The following is a 20,122-nucleotide window of genomic DNA, read 5'->3' as shown; positions in this document are numbered from 1 at the left end:
ATGTTATAGAGCAGGCGGTCTGAAATGGACCATTTGGTCAAAAATGGCTGCACGAAAATCAGGCAGTTTGATCTATTTAAGTGCATTAGGCCCACAGCGGGAGGTTTGCTATTATCCGGGCACCCCACATGGAGAATGAGGTCTCAGTGAATTCTACAGATAAGTTACCGACGCCCACGCGCCGCTCGCGAGCCGTTGCCGCGAAACGTACGGCAATCCTCACTGCGGCACTGGCACTGTTCTCGCAATATGGCGTACACGGCACCAGTCTGGATAAAGTGGCGGAAGGCGCTGACGTTTCAAAAACGAATCTGCTTTATTACTATCCTTCCAAAGAGGCGCTCTATATCGCCGTGCTGAAAGAGATTCTGGATGTCTGGCTGGCGCCGCTGCGCGCGCTGCGCGTGGATCAGCAGCCGCTGGAGGCGATCAGGGACTATATCCGGCTTAAACTGGAAGTTTCACGTGACCATCCCCAGGCTTCGCGTCTGTTTTGCATGGAGATGCTGCAGGGCGCACCCCTGCTTAAAGGTGAGCTGGAAGGGGATTTAAAAGCGCTGGTGGATGAGAAATCGGCCGTGATTGAAGGATGGATAAAGGAAGGAAAGCTGGCGGCCGTTGAGCCTCATCATCTGATTTTCATGTTATGGGCAACCACTCAGCACTATGCGGACTTTTCGAGTCAGGTGGAAGCGGTAACCGGTCAGACGCTTAGCAATGAAAGCTTCTTTAACCAGACGGTAGAGAATGTGCAGCGGATGGTGATTGAAGGGATCCGCGTGCGGTAAATAGCGACGGGCCTGGCGGCCCGCCGATCGGCATTATGCCTTTTTCCTCTGGCGTAACCACCAGCCAATCCCCAGCAGAATAAACCATACCGGCGTCACCATCAGCGCCTGACGGGTATCTTCCTGCAGCGTCAGCAGCACCAGTACAAAAGCAAAGAATGCGATACAGACCCAGCACATAAAGGTGCCCAGCGGCATTTTATAAGCGGAGTTCGCATGCAGTTCCGGACGCTTTTTGCGGTAGGCAAGGTAAGAACAGAGAATGATCGTCCAGACAAACATAAACAGGATGGCTGAAACGGTGGTTACCAGCGTGAACACCTGCATCACGTTCGGGATCAGATAGATCAGCGCAACGCCCCCAAGCAGGCAGAGGCACGAGAAGAACAGGCCGGTAGTGGGCACCGCCCGTCTGGAAAGCAGGCCAAAACGACGATGCGCAACGCCCTGCTGTGAAAGGCCATAAAGCATACGGCTGGTGGAGAAGATGCCACTGTTAGCGGACGAGGCTGCTGACGTCAGTACCACGAAGTTAACGATGCTTGCCGCCGCAGGCAAGCCAATCAGCATGAACATTTCAACAAACGGGCTACGATCCGCCACGACGCTGTTCCACGGCGTGACCGCCATAATCACCAGCAGAGCCAGCACGTAAAACATAATGATACGCAGCGGGATGGCGTTTATAGCACGCGGCAGCACTTTTCTCGGGTCGTGCGTTTCGGCGGCGGCGGTGCCGACCAGTTCAATCCCCACAAAGGCGAAGACCGCTATCTGGAACCCGGCAAAGAAGCCACTCAGCCCTTTCGGGAACATCCCACCGTGATCCCAGATATTGCTGATGGCTGCGGTGCCACCACCGGGCGAAGGGTAATGCATCGCCACCAGCACAATGCCGGTGACAATCAGCGCTACGATGGCAACGATTTTGATAATGGCGAACCAGAACTCCATCTCACCAAACAGCTTAACCGTGGCAATGTTCAGGGAGAGAAAAACAAAGATGCAGAGCAGGGCGCTCATCCAGATGGAAAAGTTGGGGAACCAGAGCTGGAAATAGGAGCTGATCGCCACCACATCGGCGATGCCGGTGACGACCCAGCAAAACCAGTAGGTCCAGCCGGTAAAGTAACCAGCCCAGGGGCCAAGCAGGTCCGCGGCAAAATCGCTGAAAGATTTATACTCCAGATTCGACAGCAGCAGTTCGCCCATGGCACGCATAACGAAAAACAGCATAAAGCCGATAATCATATAGACAAAAATGATCGACGGGCCTGCAAGGCTGATGGTTTTGCCAGAGCCCATAAATAAGCCGGTACCGATGGCGCCGCCAATCGCAATAAGCTGGATGTGACGATTATGTAAGTTGCGCCGGAGCTCGCCCGGGGCTTCTTCGTTAAGAAGCGTCTCTTTTGATTGGTCAACCATAACGGGTTTCCTGTCCTTTACGTGATGTTATGTCAGCTCTTAAGGCTTTTACGGCGCAAATCTTAACGTAAAACCCCTTTGAAGACAGGTAAAGTTCGGTATAACCAGACTGATTGCACAAAAACGCCGCTACACTTTTTCATTCGGAACGGCCGTACTGATATCCCTGCAAAATCTGTGGTTTAGCAGGCGAAGGAAATAACACTATGAAAGGTTTATTGGCTTTGGCTGGGGTAATTTTACTGCTGCTGGCTGTAGCGCCCTGGTTTGCAAAACATCTTCCTTCCGAATGGAATCCTTTCACGCCACTCAGAGTGACCGATGCCCCCACGTTTATCACTCGCTATAAAATAAAACGGCTGGCAGATAATCCAGCCGGTTGCCTCGCTGTATTACAGACTGCTCAGCGGGAAGGCTATATACGCTTTACCCAGCCAGCCGCCACCCATGGCAATTGTCCGTTACCTGCGCCCGTGCGCGTACAGAGCTTTGGTGAGGTGCGATTGAGCTCAAGCTTTCTGGCAAGTTGCTCTCTCGCTTTGAGTTCCACAATGTTTATTACGCAGGCAGCAAAACCTTTAGCGGCGGCTGAACTGGGATCACCTCTGGTGCGAATTGATCATTTGGGCAGCTATGCCTGTCGCAATATCTATCATCGTGCTCAGGGGCGACTCAGTGAGCACGCAACCGCAGACGCGCTGGATATTGCTGGCTTCCGGTTAGCCAACGGTAAGCAGATTGGCGTACTGAAAGCCTGGCCCCGGCAGGAAGCAGATTCCCTTTGGCTGCATCAGGTTTTTCAAAAGAGCTGCGACTATTATGGCAACTCGTTGGGTCCGGACTACAACGCCGCCCATGCTAACCATTTTCATCTCGGCATGCGTGGTTTCGGCGTATGTCGCTAAATGAGGGGGCCTTTCCCCTCAACATAAATTGATAGCGGGTCCGGTAAAAAGAAGCCTGCCAGTAGCGCTATTTTTTCACCTCTGCCCGGTGACAATATCTTCAGCTCTCTTTGATGGAGAAAATAAAGCGAAACGCGGAGGCCCGTAAAAAGCGTACGCTCAACCTAATCAGAGTAAAAATATTCATTTTTTACGATGTTCATAAAATGAACGGCAGCTCCGCTTTCTAATTAAAAGCTACGAAAAATCTGACTGTTATGCCAGACCACCCTGGTCGAGTCGGGAAAGATGGTGGATTTTGTACAAAAAAATTAATCAATAATCAAAAAGCCAAACGGTTGAATTGCAATAAATAAACCCCATTTTATCATCTGTTTGGCGGGGTGGGATGTTTCTCAAAGTTCATACGCCTGCTCCATTCAGCGCAAAATTGTGCAAAACTTTAGAACTCGACAGAACAGAGTAAGCGGTCAAATTTATTGAATATTTTCAGGAAAAATCCTATTCTAATCGGGTCGTGAGTTTAGCGAGACGGTAATCTTTTAGAGGATGTCAGTGCGAAAAATCACAGGCATGAAGAGGCTCATCAAAACTCCCTGACGGCCACTGGGTTTTTTAATGAGCCGCTTTTTTACTGGTCACAGGATGCGCGATTTTTTATTTGCCAGTTATCCTCGCGCCTGGGGAAATTAACGGGAATAAGCTCTTTTTTATGCATTTTTATTCACTTTTCTCTTTCAAAGAGAAAGATTTATAAACCGAGAAGCGTTTCTTACTGTCTGGACGAGGGTTGAATGAAATCTGAAGATTATTTCAGCTGGCGTGATGAAATGCAGTTAGTCTTCAATCAGCTTTCAGATTCGAAAGGTATAACAGCGCTTATCGGACAGCAGGCAGGGAAACTGGGATTCGATTATTATGCACTCTATATTCGTCATCCTGTGCCCTTTACCCGGCCTCAGATAACTATTTTCAGCAGTTATCCGAAGAAGTGGGTGCGCTATTATCAACAGGAAAACCTGGCGCTTATAGACCCAGTTATCAAAATTTGCCAGAGCGCAGGAAAAATTTTGTTATGGGACGAAGAATTAAGTAAAAGTGGCCGAAAAGTGTTTGATGCGGCAAGAGAATACGGTATTCACTCCGGCTTCTCAGCGTCGGCCATGGCTGAAAATCGTGCCACAGGAATATTGTCTATGGCATCAGGTAAAACATTTGAAAAGATTATGTTAACGCCTGAGAAACAGCTTAAACTACAGTATTTAACGGTACTGTCGCTTGAGGCGTTACAACGTGTTAAAGATATTTCTATGTCAGTGACGAATATGCAGCTGAGCCAGCGAGAATTAGAAATCCTTAAGTGGACTGCAGAAGGGAAAACTTCAGCAGAAATATCACTTATTCTCTCGATTTCTGAAAATACGGTTAATTTTCATCAAAAAAATATGCAGAAGAAGTGCAATGCACCTAATAAAACGCAAGTGGCCTCTTATGCAGCGGCAATCGGACTCCTTTAAAAAAGATGCAACTACCAGATCTGGTAGTATCAAGGGGCCAGTCGGTTGTCTACCCTGCGCGCAGGGTAGCAGCCCTGATCGAGCCGTGAGGAGCGGCGTTCACGAGGGAATGCGACAGGGGATTAATAATGAAAATTATCCAAACCAAGCTTAAGGACATGCCATCCTCATTACTGGCAGAATTAGGAAGCTATCGTTACAACGTCTTTGCCCGTGGGGAAGGGTGGTCTATTCCTTCACGTCTGAGTACGCCTGGCCAGGAGTACGATCGCTTCGATCGTTCCGATGTGAACTGGCTGATCGCCTGGCATGCTCAGCATGGGATTTGCGGTTGTGCAAGATTAATGCAGTGGCAGGATCCGGAAACTGGTCCAGGCATTGAGATGCAGGAGAGGAAAAGTAAAAATTCCGATCCAATTTGGGAAATGTCGCGCTTCTCCGCCAAACTGGACATTGATCCAGAGCTGCCGCTCACTATTTTATGGCACAGCGTGCAGCTTGCCGAGCACTCTGGGATTGACGCTCTTTACAGTGCGGCTACCCCCATGCTGGAACAGATGTTTGAACAGCATCAGGTAATATATGAACCGTTAACAGCCGGCGTGATCCAGTCAGAGGATAATCTGTTTGCGGTGAGGATCCCCGTAAAGCAGCCCCATCTGGCAGCGAAGTTCCATGGCGCCCGCCGGTTCAGCCCGGAAGAGGTGCTGCCTACGCTGGGCGTCTCTGTTAGCTGGGGGGCGCGCAACCGCTAATGCTGGAATCTGGCCCACAGGGTGATCAGCAGCCAGGCGGCCAGACACCAACAGGCTACGGCGCTGGTGAGGGCAAAAGGAAGACGCATCATGCCGACAAAGTACCAGAGCGAAAGCAGGTAAATAAAGTAGGGGATAATGGCCCACATGCCAAAAATAATCGTGGTTCGCAGTGCTTCTGTACCACGGTCAGTTGCCACGATGTAGTGGGCTATCAGCGCAAAAGTGGGGAAGAGAGGCAGCAGACCGGCGATATAGTAATTGCGGGTCTTTGATAACATTCCGATGAGCACCACTACCAGTGCGCCCAGTACTGCTTTGAAAAGTAAGCCCATTGTTCCATTCATTCAGAGATAAAAGATAACCATCTTATAATGGGGAATGAAAAGCAATGGGCCAGACGGCAGATCTATTGGCGATAAGCCTGTTTAATCTGTTTGATAGTGCTGCTGAAAACGTCCGCCTGCTGCTGATCGGTCAGCTGGGCAATGTAGCGCTCCATGTTAATGATGACTTTACCGGCATCGGCCTGTCCCATCCCTTTTAACATGAAGGTGACCAGCGCTTTCATACAGGCCATCTCTTCCGCCAGGGTTTTTGTCTCTTCGCTGGTTGAAAAGTCAGTGTTGCTCATGATTTCTCCTTTTTGTCATCTCTGATTCAACGGGTTATAAACGCCCGCTGAAATGGTAAATCGCTAACAAGTATATCACATATCCCTCACCGATAAGGCAGAGTGCCGGCAGCCAGAGTGAAAAGCTTTCACGCTGACGAGCCTGTTATTTCAGTTCAATCACCAGGCAAAAAGAGGTAAGATCGGCGCTTAAATCCATGCATACACCTCTTGTTGATGCCCACCTGGAGAGAGCTGTTGATTAGCGTTTTTCTTGTCGATGACCACGAACTGGTTCGCGCTGGTATTCGCCGCATACTGGAAGATATTAAAGGCTTCCAGGTTATTGGCGAAGCGAACTGTGGTGAAGAGGCGGTGAAGTGGTGTCGCAGCCATAATGTGGACGTGGTGCTGATGGATATGAACATGCCGGGCATTGGTGGCCTTGAGGCGACGCGGAAAATTGTGCGTTTCAGCCCGGACAGCAAAGTTATTATGCTGACTATTCATACGGAAAACCCGCTTCCGGCCCGGGTGATGCAGGCGGGAGCGTCAGGCTATCTGAGCAAAGGTGCCGCTCCTCAGGAAGTGGTCAGCGCTATTCGTCAGGTTCATTCCGGGCAGCGCTATATTGCTTCAGACATTGCTCAGCAAATGGCGCTCAGCCAGATCGAGCCGCAAAAGAGAGATTCTCCCTTCGACAGTTTGTCGGAACGCGAATTGCAGATTATGCTGATGATCACCAAAGGTCAGAAAGTGGCGGAGATTTCCGAACAGCTTAATCTGAGTCCTAAAACGGTCAACAGCTACCGTTACCGCATGTTTAGTAAACTTAACATCAGCGGTGACGTTGAGTTGACCCATCTGGCCATCCGTCATGGCCTGTTCAATGCGGAGTCGTTAACCAGTAGTGAATGAACAGTTTGATGCCAAATCCTTTCTGAAAACGGTTACCAGCCAGCCAGGCGTTTATCGCATGTATGATGCGGGTGACACGGTTATCTATGTCGGTAAAGCCAAAGATCTGAAAAAAAGGCTGACCAGTTATTTTCGCGGCAATCTTGCCAGCCGGAAAACGGAAGCGCTGGTTGAGAGCATCCGGCAGATTGATGTTACGGTGACGCATACCGAAACGGAAGCGCTGCTGCTGGAACATAACTACATCAAGCTGTATCAGCCGCGCTATAACGTCCTGTTACGCGACGATAAATCTTATCCTTATATCTTTCTCAGTGGTGATACACATCCCCGGCTGGCGAGCCACCGTGGCGCTAAACATGCTAAAGGCGAGTACTTTGGCCCGTTTCCCAATGGCTATGCCGTGCGCGAAACGCTCTCTCTGCTGCAAAAAGTCTTCCCGGTTCGCCAGTGCGAAAACAATGTTTACCGTAACCGCACGCGTCCTTGCCTGCAGTACCAGATTGGTCGCTGCCTTGGACCCTGCGTGGCCGGCCTTGTCAGTGAAGAAGAGTACGCGCAACAAATTGAGTATGTGCGGCTGTTCCTCTCCGGAAAAGATGACCAGGTGTTGAATCAGCTGGTTGCCCGTATGGAGCGTGCCAGCACCGATCTCAAGTTTGAAGAGGCAGCACGGCTGCGCGATCAAATTCAGGCCGTGCGCCGCGTTACGGAGCGTCAGTTTGTCTCCAACAACGGTGACGATGTGGATGTGATTGGCGTCGCCTTTGATTCAGGAATGGCCTGTCTTCACGTGCTGTTCATCCGTCAGGGAAAAGTCCTGGGCAGCCGGAGCTACTTTCCTAAAGTTCCGGGCGGCACCGATCTCGCTGAGGTTGTGCAGACTTTTGTCGGGCAGTTTTACCTGCAGGGAAGCCAGGCGCGTACTCTGCCCTCAGATATCCTGCTGGACTTCACGTTGCCAGAGAAAGAGCTGCTGGCGGACTCACTGACGGAGCTTGCCGGGCGTAAAGTGGCGATCCAGAGTAAACCTCGTGGCGACCGGGCGCGTTATCTTAAGCTGGCCAGAACGAATGCCAGCACAGCCCTGGTCAGCCGCCTGTCGCAACAGTCCACTATCCATCAGCGGCTTAAAGCGCTGGCAGAGGTGCTGGAGCTGCCTGAAATCAACCGGATGGAGTGTTTTGATATCAGCCATACGATGGGCGAACAGACGGTAGCGTCCTGCGTAGTGTTTGATGCCAATGGTCCGCTTCGTTCTGAGTATCGGCGCTACAATATCACTGGCATTACGCCGGGCGATGACTATGCCGCGATGAACCAGGTGCTGCGCCGCCGTTACGGGAAAGAGCTTGAAGAGAGCAAAATACCGGACCTGATCCTGATTGATGGGGGCAAAGGGCAGTTAGGGCAGGCGAAAACCGTATTTGCTGAGCTTGATGTGGGTTGGGATAAAGAGCGCCCCATTCTGCTGGGCATTGCCAAAGGAACGGATCGTAAAGCCGGGCTTGAGACGTTGTTCTTTGAGCCGGAAGGTGAGGGGTTCTCACTGCCCTCGGACTCACCGGCCCTGCATGTTCTTCAGCATATTCGTGACGACTCTCACAATCATGCAATTACGGGGCATCGCAATAAGCGGGCAAAAGTGAAGAACACCAGCGCGCTGGAGACGATTGAAGGGATAGGCCCTAAAAGAAGGCAGATGTTGCTTAAATACATGGGTGGCCTGCAGCCGTTGATGAACGCATCTGTGGAAGAAATAGCGAAAGTTCCCGGCATCTCGCAGCTACTGGCGGAGAAAATCTTTTATTCGCTGAAACACTAAGCATTGCAACCCCCGAAGCAATGTAGGAACATAGGGACAAATTCTACTCTGCCCAGACAGTTAGCATAACTATGCATTTTAACATTCCGACGTTACTCACCCTGTTTCGTGTCGTTTTGATCCCCTTCTTCGTGCTGGCGTTTTATCTGCCTTTCGAATGGGGCCCGCTGGTTTGCGCGCTGATCTTCATCTTCGCCGCGATCACCGACTGGTTTGATGGTTATCTGGCGCGCCGCTGGAAGCAGACCACCCGTTTTGGTGCTTTCCTCGATCCGGTTGCGGATAAAGTGATGGTGGCAATGGCGCTGGTTTTGGTGGCAGAGTATTTCCACTCCTGGTGGATTACGTTACCTGCGGCGACCATGATTGCCCGTGAGATAATCATTTCTGCCCTGCGTGAGTGGATGGCGGAAATTGGCAAACGCAGCAGCGTCGCCGTCTCCTGGATAGGCAAAGTAAAAACCACGGCACAGATGCTGTCGCTGTTCGCGCTGCTCTGGCGCCCCGACAACACCGTAGTGGCAATTGGCGTTGTCGCTTTATACGTTGCAGCGGTGCTGACTTTCTGGTCAATGTTTCAATATCTCAACGCTTCGCGTAACGATTTGTTTGAACAGTGATCGATGCGATTTAAAAAGCAGCAAACGAGAGAAAAGTCGGGATAATTATGTTGACTCATTTCGCCAGAACAGTAGAATGCAACGCATCGAAAGGCAGCTGGTCTGTCAGAAGATAAAGTAAATCAGCAGCTTCAGTCGATTATGACAAGTTGGTGTTTGCGGGAATAGCTCAGTTGGTAGAGCACGACCTTGCCAAGGTCGGGGTCGCGAGTTCGAGTCTCGTTTCCCGCTCCAAATTTTAGTCGCCAGAGGTTCTGGTGGCATAGCAAGATTGGCGCGTTGGCAGAGTGGCCATGCAGCGGATTGCAAATCCGTGAACCTCGGTTCGACTCCGGGACGCGCCTCCACTTTACACCCATGCCCGGGTGGTGAAATCGGTAGACACAAGGGATTTAAAATCCCTCGGCTTATGGCTGTGCGGGTTCAAGTCCCGCCCCGGGCACCATATTGAATACCGATTTAAAACGAATAAAAACAAGCACTTTGTGCAATGTCGTGGAACCGCCTGAGGGCGGTTTTTTTGTGCCTGTAATCTCAGCCGGATATTCAGCTGCCGGACATTTTCATCCTAAGCCGTAGCGCGATCGTTCCACGAATCGCGGTAGAGAATATTTCCATCCGTGTACTTCCAGGTAATCGCCTCATAGCGCATTTCCAGCGTTTCCAGATGCGTGCTGCTCAGGCCATTTGGCGCCAGGTAAGGCGAAACCGTGGTGATTTTGACGTTTTCCAGGATGATGTTGAAATAGTCGGCCTCAATGCCCGATTCCAGAGTGCGATACATGCGGATAGTGGCTTTTTTCATGACGCGGCCTTCACACACAGCGCGATAGAGGAGCGGCGTAGTCTGGTCAAACTCTTTCACTATCGTGATGGGGCGATGAATGCGCGTACCGGTGAGTTTTCCCCTGTTGGGATCAACAGGAATAGTTATACCGTGAGAGAATGACTTTAGCTCAATGGAACCTGTACGCAGCGGCATCATACAGCTGCCGACAACTGGAGAACCGTTTTCATCTTCAAGCCATAAGTGGGCGGGTGTTGACATATAATTTCCTTACAGTGAAATCTCAATAATGGTAACAGGTAAGTATTTACCATTTCACATAGCGATAAAAAACAACCATCACGAACACGAAAAATAGTGGTACAAACCAGATTGGACTATCTGGAAATAAAACTCCCTGCGCCATTGCGAATAAAATTGTTAGTATGGCGGGACCGTACATCGAAACTAATGATTTGAACATTCTCTTAAAAAATCGTTTGATCAGATTTATCATGATTATCGAATCATCCTGGTAATGATCTCTGCAATATCATTGTCCGATGCCCACGGTGCTTTAAGCGCCTCGGCCCGTTCAAACAATGGCTCTATCAGAAAGTACATCATTTCCAGCTCCTGAACATATAGTGCAGAGTAGTAAGCCGGATAGGTAAAGTGAAGGCGATGTGCGCTATCTGCTGCTTTCTGAACGACGCCATAGATCCCAGTCGCCCCTACAACTCCGCCAGCCCTGCGCCCTGTTAGGGTACTTATTTCAAGGCTCAGATTCATGCCAGCCGCAACAAATGATGCTGTTGCTAAAGCAAATCCAGCGTTTGTAAGTGAGCTGGCGGCAATATGGATATTTACAGCCATGAGCATTTGTTTGATGTGCTCTATTTGATCTGAGGTTTTATAATTAAATAACTCTTCGAAATAAATTTTGAGCATGTCATATACGATATTGCCATTGCGCAGAAGATGAATAACGCCATTTTTGAATCGTATATCCTCAATTTTTTGCTTCTGGCAAACATCCTGATATTCATCGGTAAAGCAGGATGTGTAATACAGTGCGCGCGTTGCGCCTGCTTGTATCATAGCCAGTTGGTGTGATACCAACTCTCCGACGCCCGTTAATGCGTGGTCGAGTTTCAATGCGAGGACTTTATTCGACTGTAAATAACTTATGATTTCCTTTCGGTAGTACATAACCTAATCCTTTTGGTTTCTGACCTCTTTTGCTGAAAAGAAGTTAACCGCCCGCCAGGCGTTCCTGCCTGGTTTACCCGTAAAGAGCTGAACGGTTATCCATACTTAAAGTAAGGTTATCTGCTCTTAATGTAAACAGCCAAATCGCTCTCGTGACGTTAAAGCCAGATCGCTTCCGGACGCCTGATCGGTGAAACCGCTCAGAGGCGGTTATTTAACCAAACAATTTTAGTTTTGCGGTGAGTTTGCGCAGCGCTTTTTTCTCACCCACGATCCCCAAACCAAGATGCTGCAGGTCCGAGGTGGGGATCTGCCGGACGGCTTCAGAAAATGCGGCATAATCCACGGTCATTTGTCCTTCTACGGGAAAAAGGATGGCATCAAAAGCGCGTTCTCTACATTCGTTAACCAGCATCGCCAGCTGTTCATTACTGGCAGCCAGGATCGGGATGCCTACCGGGATCAGACCGGGGTGCGATTGACCGCTACCATCTACCAGCTGCGGACCGACAAATCCGGGGTGTCGCTGGCCTAATGTTAATGAGATCACGGCGGCTGCATTTACCGCTTTTCCCACCGGCAGCCCACTATTCAAAATCACAACGCAACGCAGATCGTTCATCTGGCACTTCTCCTTACGGCTGAAAACCAGCAGGGTAAGAGAAGAGGGCGGTTCAGTCTGGAAGATTTGTGCAGCAGCGTTGATACCAGGCAGGGGTCAGTTGATAAGCGCGGCGGAACCAGCGCCCCAGATGGCTTTGATCGGCGAAACCCAGCTGTGCGGCAACGTCAGCAGGATCTTTGCCTTGCGATAACAATCTGCGGGCGTGGGTCAGCCGTAGTTGAACGAGCCAGGCGTGAGGCGGCAGACCAAACCTGGCCTGAAATTCCCGGGAGAGGCGAAAACGATCCACGCCAAGCGCGTTCGCAATATCACTCAGCCCAATATTTTCATGCAAATGGTCGTGCAGATACTCTCTTGTTTTCAGGGCGAGCGTTTTTTCGTGCTGCGGCACGACAATCGCTTTCCGCCAGTGTTGATGCTGCGTCAGCGCCGCAAACAGCTGCTGCATGGCCGTCTCTTTCACGATTTTCAGCTCGCGGTCGTGCAGGCTCTGAAAGGCATGAAAGGTGGCGTGCGCCAGCCTGCGGTCACCGGAAAGCGTGCGGGCAAAATTCAGCTCAAAGCTGTCGGGAACGGTACTGAATACCGTGCTCAACTGCTGCTGCATAAACGCGGCGTCAATATAGAGCATCCGGTAAGTAAAACCGTTTTCGTCAACGGCATCGCCGTCATGCAGTTCCCCTGGTTCCAGCAGAAACACCGTGCCGGGATAACTCTGATGCTTCTTCTTACGGGAATGAAACTGCTGCACCCCCTGCTCAGTGACGCCCACCAGCCAGCTGTCATGCCAGTGCGGATCGTAGGCGTGTCCGGTAAAATGGGCGCGAATCGCCTCCACCGGCATCTCTTCATCTTTTGACATCTCTACCCAGTCAGGTTTATTCATCCGCAGATCCTTCAGGCAAGCTCTGCTCTCAGGATACAGCCGACGCTGAAGATCCCGCAATCCTGAGAAAATTCTTCCGGAAACGGCTACGCAATTTCAGGGTAAAACCAGCAGAATTTTTACTTTTTTGTCTCCCTCTCTCTTCCTGCCGTCTATTATCCTTGATTATAATTACCCCATTAATTTAGTTAGACCTCTAATTATCAGGCCTCTATATTTTGAATGCTCAGGAACTCAATTTTTCGCGTTTACTCCATTTAACGGCCCACGCCTGGCGTCAGGCTGTCGATCGCCGCATGAAAGACAACGGACTGAGCATGAGCAGCTGGATGGCGGTGGCGACCATTGCCATTCAGGAGGCGCCAATCAGCCAGAAAGAGCTGGCTCAGGCGCTTGGGCTTGAAGATGCCAGCGTGGTTCCGTTGATAGATCGTCTGGTAAAGCAGCAGCTGGTGGAGCGTATTCAGCCGGAGGAGGATCGGCGTAAGCGTCTTCTGCACGTTACGCCGCAGGGCGAGGCGCTCTATCAGAAACTCAAAATTGAGGCTGACAGGTTAAGAAACGAACTGCTGTCAGGGATCAACCGCGATGAGCTGGCTGTTACCCAGCGGGTGCTTCAGCAACTGCTGAAAGCCACCGAGGCGAAATAGCATGGGCAGTAACAGACCCGACCCGTTCGCCCCGCGAGAATGGGGGCCAGGCGAAAAGCCGATGCTTCCCGGCTCGCCCTCCACGCCGCTGCATCCCACCCCTAAACGCATTGCGTTTGGCCTTATCGGCTTGCTGATTTCCATCACCGGGGCGCTGAGTAATGCGCTGGTCACGGCGAATCTCACTAACCTTCAGGGCGTGTTCGGCGCTTACAGCAATGAAATTGCCTGGCTGCCTGCGGTTTACGTGATGGGGAATATTTCTATTAATCTGCTGTTGGTGAAGTTTCGCCAGCAGTTTGGCCTGCGTGCGTTTACCGAAGCGTTTCTGGTCTTGTACGCCCTGGTTTCGTTCTTTCACCTGCTGGTCAACGATCTCAGTTCCGCAATCATCGTGCGTGCTGCCCATGGCATGGTGGGGGCAGCGCTCAGTTCCCTGGGCATTTACTATCAGGTACAGGCGTGGCCGGCAAAGCACCGGTTGAAGGCGCTGACGATTGGATTAGGCGCGTCACAATTAGCCATTCCGCTTGCACGGCTGTTCTCTTCCGAGCTGTTACAGCTTGATGAGTGGCGTGGTCTCTATCTGTTTGAGCTGGGACTGGCGATGGTCTGCCTTGGGGCGGTGCTGATCCTGAAACTGCCGCCGGGCGACAGGATTAAAGTTTTCGAAAAGAAGGATTTCCTCACCTTCTTTTTAATGGCGCCGGGTATGGCACTCTTCTGTGCCGTGCTGTCGCTAGGACGTATTGAATGGTGGACCAGCACGCCATGGCTTGGCGTTTGCCTGGCATCAGGGCTGGTGCTGGTGATCGCCGCCGTGGTGCTGGAACATAACCGGAGTAATCCGCTGATAAACACCCGCTGGTTGGGTACCGGGGCAATTTTCCGTTTAGGCATCGTCATGATTATGCTGCGCGTGACGCTGGCGGAACAGAACACCGGAGCGATTGGCTACCTGCAGCAGGTGGGGTTGCTCAACGATCAGATGAACTATCTGGCGCTGGCCATTCTTGCCGGAGTGCTCTCCGGTATTGTGGTCAGCGCACTGACTATCAACGTAAAACATCTGAGTTGGCCGATTGTGATGTCGCTGTTGCTGATCATGGTGGCTTCATTAATGGATGCGCACTCCAGCCCGCTAACACGAGCCAATAACATGTATTTCAGCCAGTTCCTGTTAGGTTTCAGCAGCACCTTCTTTATTGCTCCCGCTCTATTGCTGAATATTGGCAGCGTAGTGACCCAACCCAAAAATCTGGTAAGCCTGGTGGTGCTGTTCGGCATGAGTCAAAATATCGGTGGGTTGATGGGCTCGGCTCTGCTGGGCACATTCCAGACCTGGCGCGAAAAATATCACTCCAGCCTGATAGCGGATCAGCTCTCCTTGCTCAATCCTAACGTCACCGACAGGCTCAGCCAGTACACCAGCCTGTTCAACAGTTTTATCGGCGACAGCGTTCTTCGCGGCGCGCAGGGGACGGCGCAGCTACAAACGGTTGCCACGCTGCAGGCTAACGTCCTCGCCTATAACGACACCTATTTACTGACCGCCGGCATGGCCTTTATCACCCTGATTTGGGTGCTGTGGCGTCTTTCACGTCAGCGATATCTTAACTGGCTTCAGGCTAAGCGTGAGGCGGAAGCCGAGCAGCGGGCCATGCAACAACCAACCACTTCGATCAGCACGGGGCATTAATGAGTCAGCAGGAAGAGAGCCAGCGCTCTGAACAGGAACGAAACAATAAACTGCGTATTTTATCTGTCGCTTTTGGCGCGAGCATCGCAGTAGTGGGGGTATTGGTGATCCTTTACGCCTGGCAGCTTCCCCCTTTTACCAGTCAGATCCAGTCAACCGAGAATGCTTACGTACGCGGCCAGGTGACATTTATCAGTCCGCAGGTGAATGGTTATCTGACCTCGGTAGAGGTGCTGGACTATCAGCCTGTTAAACAGGGTGAACTGCTGATGACCATTGATGACCGTATCTATAAGCAGAAGGTGCATCAGGCGCAGGCGCAACTGGCGATAAAGAAAGCCGCGCTGGCCAATAATATTCAGCAGCGGCGCAGCGCTCAGGCAGTCATTGAGCGTAATCAGGCCGCGCTGGAGAATGCCAGAGCACAGGCGGTAAAAAGCGCGCTCGATCTGAAGCGCGTAGAGAATCTGGTCTCCGACGGCTCCCTGTCGATTCGTGAAAGAGATGCCTCACGCGCCAGCAACAGCCAGACGGTGGCCGATGTTCAGCAGATGAAGGCGACGCTGGAGGTCTCCCGCCAGGATTTGCAAACCGTACTGGTTAATCGCGCCTCGCTTGAAGCCGATGTGGAGAGCGCACAGGCTGCACTGGAACTGGCGCAGATCGATCTGGATAACACCCGAATTATCGCGCCGCGCGACGGCCAGCTCGGTCAGATTTCGGTTCGTCAGGGAGCTTACGTCACGGCCGGCACCCGCCTGACTTCCCTTGTACCGGCACAGATGTGGGTGGTTGCCAACATGAAAGAGACGCAGATGGCGCGGGTGAAGCCAGGGCTGCCGGTAAGCTTTACGGTTGATGCCCTGAATGAAGAACGCTTTACGGGAGAGGTCGAATATATCTCTCCGGCTGCCGGTTCCGAGTTCAGCGCTATTTCGCCAGACAACGCCACCGGCAACTTCGTGAAGATTGCCCAGCGCATTCCTGTTCGCATCAAAATCACCAGTGATAACGTCGCGCATCTGCGGCCGGGCATGTCCGTAGAGGTCAATATTGATACTTCCGATGCCGTTCAGAAAGGGGAGGAGAAGTAATGCGCTGGTCTGTTTCCTTGCTGGCGGCTTTACTCACCGCCACGCTTTCCGGCTGCGCCACAGAAGTAGAGAAAGCCCCCGGTTCACTGCCCATCCCGCAACAGTGGCGCAACCAGGTGGGGCCGGCTTCAGCTGTGGAGGCCAACTGGTGGCAGGCATTTGGTGACAGCGATCTTAACCGGCTGGTTGAGCAGGCGCTGCGGAATAACCTCGATATCCTGACTGCTCGTTCGCGAGTCGACCAGTATCGGGCCGAGCTGCGCGGCGCGCTGGGAGATAATTTCCCGACGCTGGATGCAGGCGTCTCCGCCTCTCATGCCCGGTCACTCTCTTCAGCAACGGGCCAGCCTTATGAAGGCGCCGTGTTTCAGGGATTGCTCCAGGCCAATTATGATGTCGACCTGTGGGGAGCGCGCAGCAGCAGTATCGATGCAGCAAAAGCCACGCTCGCCGCCCAACAGGCCGCCGCCTCTGCTGCTGAACTGACCGTTGCCAGCTCGGTGGCCTCCGGTTATATGACGCTGGTTTCGCTGGATGAGCAGCTGCGGGTGACCCAGGCCACCCTCGCATCACGAACGGATTCGCTGAAGCTGGCCCAGCGGCAGTATGAAACGGGCTATACCTCCAAACTGGAGTGGGTGCAGTCTGAATCAGAATACCAGACGGCTAAAGCGCAAATTCCGGTGCTGCAACATCAGATTGCGCAGCAGGAAAATGCGCTGAGTATTCTGGTGGGTATGAATCCCCGGGAAATCGCGCGGCAGAGTAAGTTCGATCATGTAGCGCCGCAGACGCTTCCCGCCGTTCTGCCGTCGCAGCTTCTGCAGCGCAGGCCGGATATTGTTCAGGCCGAGCGGCTGCTGCTGGCGGCCGACGGCACGCTGCAATCTTCCCGTGCCCAGCTCCTGCCCGCTCTTAATCTGACCGCCACCGGTACAATGCAAAGTTCTGTTCTGCATCAACTGGTGGATAATCCTTTCCGCTTGTGGAGCATTGGCGGCAGCGTGCTGGCGCCGTTGCTGAACCGGGAGGCGCTGACGGCGCAGGTGGATGTGTCGATGGCGACCCGCAACCAGGCGTTGTACAGCTATGAAAAAGTGGTGCGCAACGCCTTCAGCGAAGTGAATAACGATCTGGATGCTATTGAGCGCTACCAGCAACAGCTGGTCGAGCTGCAAAAACAGGAACAGGTGGTCAGCGAAGCGCTACGCATCTCCCGCAATCGTTATCAAAACGGCTACGCCTCTTATCTGGACGAGCTTGATGCGCAGCGGACGCTCTTTACAACGCAGTTAAACGTGGTACAGGTTAAAAATAATTTACTGCAGGCACAGATTGACCTCTATCGCGCGCTGGGCGGCGGCTGGACCTCCTGATAAAAGGCGCGTCAGCGCGTCGCATTCTTTAGCAACGAGTGCTATTATGCGCGACATCAGCGCCATTCAGCGTAAGAACTGAGGGTGATTCACCGCGATGACATTAGCTGGATTACCACTCTTGCTCAGGGCGCCTCGCCTTTCAGGCTGTTAAATAAGCAGTCAGCTTTTTCCCGGTGCAAAATGCTTCAGGGAAGCTAAAGATTCGTTGCTCTCTGCCGACAATCCCTTCATACCCGCTCGCTGAACAAAACCGGGGATGGCTCGCAATTGCGGGTAAATCTGAGTGCTAATGAGGCCAGGCCAGCGCTAAGCTGTAGCGCAATGCCTTTGCCGCATCGCCGCAGGGACGCTTTAAGAAGATTTGACGTATGAGATTAGCTTTTACACTCCTTGACTGGCAGGCGATGGCGCCGGGACTGAATGAGCAGGCCGACTGGCAACAGTGGGCAGGCGGCCAGCCGGATATCGATGCCAGCCAGCCGATGGCCAGAACACGCTTTCTGCCGATGATGACAGCCCGTCGTTTAATGGGCGGAAGCCGCGCCGCCGTGGAGAGCGGTCTGGCCCTGTTGCAGCGCCAGCGCGTGGATGCCATCGTGTTCAGCAGCCGTCACGGCGAGCTGGAGCGTAATCTGCGCATCCTGACCTCGCTGGCTCGTGAAGAGGATCTCTCTCCCACCGATTTCGCCATGTCGGTGCACAATGCCGCCGTGGGCAGCCTGACCATTGCTGCCGCAAAAGCGCTGGTCAGCACCTCGCTGTCGGCTGGCGTGGACTCTTTTCAGCAGGGGCTGGTTGAAGTGACCGCGCTGCACGCCGCCGGTTATCAGCAGGTGCTGCTGGTCGATTTCGATGGCGCTATCCCCGAGTTTTATCATCAACACCTTCCCGCAGAAACGTTACGCAGCCCCTATGCCGTGGCGCTGCTCCTCGCTGCTGGTGAGGGTTACTGCTGTGAATCGATCCCCGCTGCGCATAAAGAAGAAGGGGAGTTGCCGCAAAGTCTGCTGTTTTTACATGCCGTGCTGGCTGAAGCCGCCACCTTTACCCTGAAGGGCGACAGGCTGAACTGGCAGTGGACGCGTCGTGATGAGTGAGAAAGCAGGGTGCGCGGCTGCAGTGAACAGGCTCTGGCGAATAGCGATGACCGGCGTCTGCTTTTCACTGTTTGGTCTGGGTGGGGTACTGCTGTCGGTGGTGTGGTTCAATTTGCTGCTGCTGATCCAGCGAAACCCTCTGCGCCGTCGGCAGTGGGCCAGGCGTAGTATTTCATTCAGCTTCCGCTGCTTTTTGCGCACCACCCGCGCGCTGGGGGTGCTCGACTATCGCATTGTGGGGGCTGAAGAGCTGAGGCGCGATCGCCGCTGTCTGGTAGTGGCTAATCATCCTTCTCTTATCGATTACGTGATGCTGGCTTCCGTGATGCCGGATGTGGACTGCCTGGTAAAAGCTGACCTGCAGCGGAATTTCTTCGTCAGCGGGGTGATCCGCTCGGCCAGTTACCTGATCAACAGTCAGGCCGAAACACTGTTGCCAGACTGCCAGCAGCGGCTGAATAACGGCGATGCGATCATGATTTTTCCTGAAGGCACCCGGACCCGCTACGGCGAACCGCTGAAGCTGCAGCGCGGCGCGGCGAATATTGCCGTGCGTTGCCGCTGTGACTTGCGTATTGTGCACATCCGCTGCACCCAACGGATGCTGGATAAACAGAGCCGCTGGTACCAGGTCCCGCCAGAAAAACCGCTGTTCACCGTCACGGTAGGAGAGCGTATAGAGAGTCAACACTTTCTGGCCGGGAATGAGGATGCGCAGCCGCTGGCTGCCCGGCATCTGACCCAATTTTTGCAGCAGGCATTAACCCCATAACATTAAAAATTATTCGGAAACAGGTATGGAAGAGCTGGCGCTTGAAATTAAACAGATGATTATCGACACCCTCAATCTGGAAGAGATTGCCACGCAGGATATAGAGAGCGATGCCCCGCTATTTGGCGACGGGCTGGGGCTGGACTCTATCGATGCGCTGGAGCTTGGTCTGGCGGTGAAGAATCGCTATGGCGTGGTGCTCTCGGCAGAGAGCGAAGAGATGCGTCAGCATTTTTACTCCGTCTCGGCGCTGGCGGCTTTTATTCTGGCTCAGCGCAAGCTGGGTGCCTGATCCACAACATCACGAGTTATTTATGGATAAGAATGAAATTTATCAGGAAGTCACCGGCCTGCTGGTGAAACTTTTTGAGATCGACGCGGAAGCTATCAAGCCTGAGTCACGGTTATATGAAGATCTGGAGCTGGACAGCATTGATGCGGTGGACATGGTGGTGCATCTGCAAAAACGTATCGGGCGTAAAATTAAGCCTGAGATGTTTAAAGCCGTCCGCACCGTTCAGGATGTGGTTGATGCGGTCGATCAGCTGATCCGCGAAGGGTAATTTCCGGGCA

23 protein-coding genes and 3 tRNA genes are annotated in these 20,122 nt (G+C 52.5%); 18 read left to right on the top strand and 8 right to left on the bottom strand.

Annotated features, from left to right (window positions below):
- Positions 1-128: 128 nt before the first annotated feature.
- Entirely contained in the window at positions 129-788 is a 660-nt protein-coding gene (gene rutR / locus Q3V30_RS13680; RefSeq protein ID WP_306206530.1) for an HTH-type transcriptional regulator RutR, read from the top strand.
- Between the two features lie 33 nt (positions 789-821).
- On the opposite strand, the gene cycA is transcribed toward rutR, so the two are convergent.
- Positions 822-2,216, bottom strand: a complete 1,395-nt coding sequence (gene cycA / locus Q3V30_RS13675; RefSeq protein WP_306206528.1) for a D-serine/D-alanine/glycine transporter — start codon at positions 2,214-2,216, stop codon at positions 822-824.
- A gap of 206 nt (positions 2,217-2,422) precedes the next feature.
- Here cycA and Q3V30_RS13670 point away from each other — a divergent pair, with 206 nt between their 5' ends.
- The 3 genes from Q3V30_RS13670 to Q3V30_RS13660 all read left to right on the top strand — a co-directional run bounded on the left by Q3V30_RS13670 (position 2,423) and on the right by Q3V30_RS13660 (position 5,393).
- Positions 2,423-3,121, top strand: a complete 699-nt coding sequence (locus Q3V30_RS13670; RefSeq protein WP_306206526.1) for an extensin-like domain-containing protein — start codon at positions 2,423-2,425, stop codon at positions 3,119-3,121.
- Positions 3,122-3,915: 794 nt separating this feature from the next.
- On the top strand, positions 3,916-4,638 hold the full coding sequence (locus Q3V30_RS13665) for an autoinducer binding domain-containing protein (protein ID WP_306206524.1): 723 nt from the start codon (positions 3,916-3,918) through the stop codon (positions 4,636-4,638).
- Between the two features lie 128 nt (positions 4,639-4,766).
- Positions 4,767-5,393 carry an acyl-homoserine-lactone synthase gene (locus Q3V30_RS13660; RefSeq protein WP_306206522.1) on the top strand — a complete coding sequence of 209 codons (627 nt, stop codon included), beginning with the start codon at positions 4,767-4,769 and terminating at the stop codon, positions 5,391-5,393.
- Here Q3V30_RS13660 and Q3V30_RS13655 read toward each other — a convergent pair.
- Both Q3V30_RS13655 and Q3V30_RS13650 read right to left on the bottom strand, forming a co-directional pair.
- On the bottom strand, positions 5,390-5,728 hold the full coding sequence (locus Q3V30_RS13655) for a GlpM family protein (RefSeq protein ID WP_306206520.1): 339 nt from the start codon (positions 5,726-5,728) through the stop codon (positions 5,390-5,392). The two genes, Q3V30_RS13660 and Q3V30_RS13655, sit on opposite strands and share 4 nt — an antisense overlap.
- Before the next feature lie 74 nt (positions 5,729-5,802).
- Positions 5,803-6,027 carry a DUF2594 family protein gene (locus tag Q3V30_RS13650; RefSeq protein WP_306206518.1) on the bottom strand — a complete coding sequence of 75 codons (225 nt, stop codon included), beginning with the start codon at positions 6,025-6,027 and terminating at the stop codon, positions 5,803-5,805.
- 237 nt (positions 6,028-6,264) lie between these two features.
- On the opposite strand from Q3V30_RS13650, the gene uvrY reads away from it, so the two are divergent.
- From uvrY to Q3V30_RS13620, 6 genes are all read left to right on the top strand, one after another.
- Positions 6,265-6,924, top strand: coding sequence for a UvrY/SirA/GacA family response regulator transcription factor (gene uvrY, locus Q3V30_RS13645; RefSeq protein WP_306206516.1), 660 nt, complete (start codon positions 6,265-6,267; stop codon positions 6,922-6,924).
- The gene (gene uvrC / locus Q3V30_RS13640) at positions 6,917-8,749 is read left to right on the top strand and encodes an excinuclease ABC subunit UvrC (protein ID WP_306206514.1); all 1,833 of its coding nucleotides are present in this window, start codon (positions 6,917-6,919) and stop codon (positions 8,747-8,749) included. Before uvrY ends, uvrC begins: the two co-directional genes overlap by 8 nt.
- Positions 8,750-8,820: 71 nt before the next feature.
- A complete protein-coding gene (gene pgsA, locus Q3V30_RS13635; RefSeq protein ID WP_306206512.1) occupies positions 8,821-9,369 on the top strand; it encodes a CDP-diacylglycerol--glycerol-3-phosphate 3-phosphatidyltransferase in 549 nt (182 codons plus the stop codon).
- 158 nt (positions 9,370-9,527) lie between these two features.
- A tRNA-Gly gene (locus tag Q3V30_RS13630) sits at positions 9,528-9,603 on the top strand.
- Between the two features lie 39 nt (positions 9,604-9,642).
- Positions 9,643-9,716: transfer RNA gene (locus Q3V30_RS13625), tRNA-Cys, on the top strand.
- A gap of 12 nt (positions 9,717-9,728) precedes the next feature.
- Positions 9,729-9,814, top strand: a tRNA-Leu gene (locus Q3V30_RS13620).
- Between the two features lie 123 nt (positions 9,815-9,937).
- On the opposite strand, the gene Q3V30_RS13615 is transcribed toward Q3V30_RS13620, so the two are convergent.
- From Q3V30_RS13615 to Q3V30_RS13595, 5 genes are all read right to left on the bottom strand, one after another.
- Complete coding sequence (locus Q3V30_RS13615; RefSeq protein ID WP_306206510.1) at positions 9,938-10,417, bottom strand: Hcp family type VI secretion system effector; 480 nt, start codon at positions 10,415-10,417, stop codon at positions 9,938-9,940.
- A 46-nt stretch (positions 10,418-10,463) separates the two neighbouring features.
- A complete protein-coding gene (locus Q3V30_RS13610) occupies positions 10,464-10,652 on the bottom strand; it encodes a hypothetical protein (protein WP_306206508.1) in 189 nt (62 codons plus the stop codon).
- A gap of 2 nt (positions 10,653-10,654) precedes the next feature.
- Positions 10,655-11,347: a hypothetical protein gene (locus tag Q3V30_RS13605; protein WP_306206506.1), complete on the bottom strand. Its 693-nt coding sequence runs from the start codon at positions 11,345-11,347 to the stop codon at positions 10,655-10,657.
- A 214-nt stretch (positions 11,348-11,561) separates the two neighbouring features.
- Entirely contained in the window at positions 11,562-11,969 is a 408-nt protein-coding gene (locus tag Q3V30_RS13600; protein ID WP_306206504.1) for a DUF2000 domain-containing protein, read from the bottom strand.
- A gap of 52 nt (positions 11,970-12,021) precedes the next feature.
- The gene (locus Q3V30_RS13595) at positions 12,022-12,858 is read right to left on the bottom strand and encodes an AraC family transcriptional regulator (RefSeq protein ID WP_306206502.1); all 837 of its coding nucleotides are present in this window, start codon (positions 12,856-12,858) and stop codon (positions 12,022-12,024) included.
- Positions 12,859-13,076: 218 nt separating this feature from the next.
- Here Q3V30_RS13595 and Q3V30_RS13590 point away from each other — a divergent pair, with 218 nt between their 5' ends.
- The 8 genes from Q3V30_RS13590 (at position 13,077) to Q3V30_RS13555 (ending at position 20,112) form a co-directional block, all read left to right on the top strand.
- Complete coding sequence (locus tag Q3V30_RS13590) at positions 13,077-13,508, top strand: MarR family winged helix-turn-helix transcriptional regulator (RefSeq protein ID WP_306206500.1); 432 nt, start codon at positions 13,077-13,079, stop codon at positions 13,506-13,508.
- 1 nt (position 13,509) lies between these two features.
- The gene (locus Q3V30_RS13585) at positions 13,510-15,207 is read left to right on the top strand and encodes an MFS transporter (protein WP_306206498.1); all 1,698 of its coding nucleotides are present in this window, start codon (positions 13,510-13,512) and stop codon (positions 15,205-15,207) included.
- Entirely contained in the window at positions 15,207-16,301 is a 1,095-nt protein-coding gene (locus tag Q3V30_RS13580; RefSeq protein WP_306206496.1) for an HlyD family secretion protein, read from the top strand. Before Q3V30_RS13585 ends, Q3V30_RS13580 begins: the two co-directional genes overlap by 1 nt.
- The gene (locus Q3V30_RS13575; RefSeq protein ID WP_306206494.1) at positions 16,301-17,677 is read left to right on the top strand and encodes an efflux transporter outer membrane subunit; all 1,377 of its coding nucleotides are present in this window, start codon (positions 16,301-16,303) and stop codon (positions 17,675-17,677) included. Before Q3V30_RS13580 ends, Q3V30_RS13575 begins: the two co-directional genes overlap by 1 nt.
- 371 nt (positions 17,678-18,048) lie before the next feature.
- Positions 18,049-18,777 carry a beta-ketoacyl synthase chain length factor gene (locus Q3V30_RS13570; protein WP_306206491.1) on the top strand — a complete coding sequence of 243 codons (729 nt, stop codon included), beginning with the start codon at positions 18,049-18,051 and terminating at the stop codon, positions 18,775-18,777.
- Positions 18,770-19,549: a lysophospholipid acyltransferase family protein gene (locus Q3V30_RS13565; RefSeq protein ID WP_306206489.1), complete on the top strand. Its 780-nt coding sequence runs from the start codon at positions 18,770-18,772 to the stop codon at positions 19,547-19,549. The genes Q3V30_RS13570 and Q3V30_RS13565 overlap by 8 nt, the downstream gene beginning before the upstream one ends.
- A 25-nt stretch (positions 19,550-19,574) precedes the next feature.
- Positions 19,575-19,841 (top strand): phosphopantetheine-binding protein, encoded by a 267-nt coding sequence (locus Q3V30_RS13560; protein WP_306206487.1) that lies wholly within the window; start codon positions 19,575-19,577, stop codon positions 19,839-19,841.
- A gap of 22 nt (positions 19,842-19,863) precedes the next feature.
- On the top strand, positions 19,864-20,112 hold the full coding sequence (locus Q3V30_RS13555) for an acyl carrier protein (protein ID WP_306206485.1): 249 nt from the start codon (positions 19,864-19,866) through the stop codon (positions 20,110-20,112).
- The last annotated feature ends 10 nt before the right edge of the window (positions 20,113-20,122 follow it).

The sequence above is a fragment of the Erwinia pyri genome (assembly GCF_030758455.1).
GTDB lineage: Bacteria > Pseudomonadota > Gammaproteobacteria > Enterobacterales > Enterobacteriaceae > Erwinia > Erwinia pyri.
This window is presented reverse-complemented; position numbering and strand designations above follow the sequence as displayed.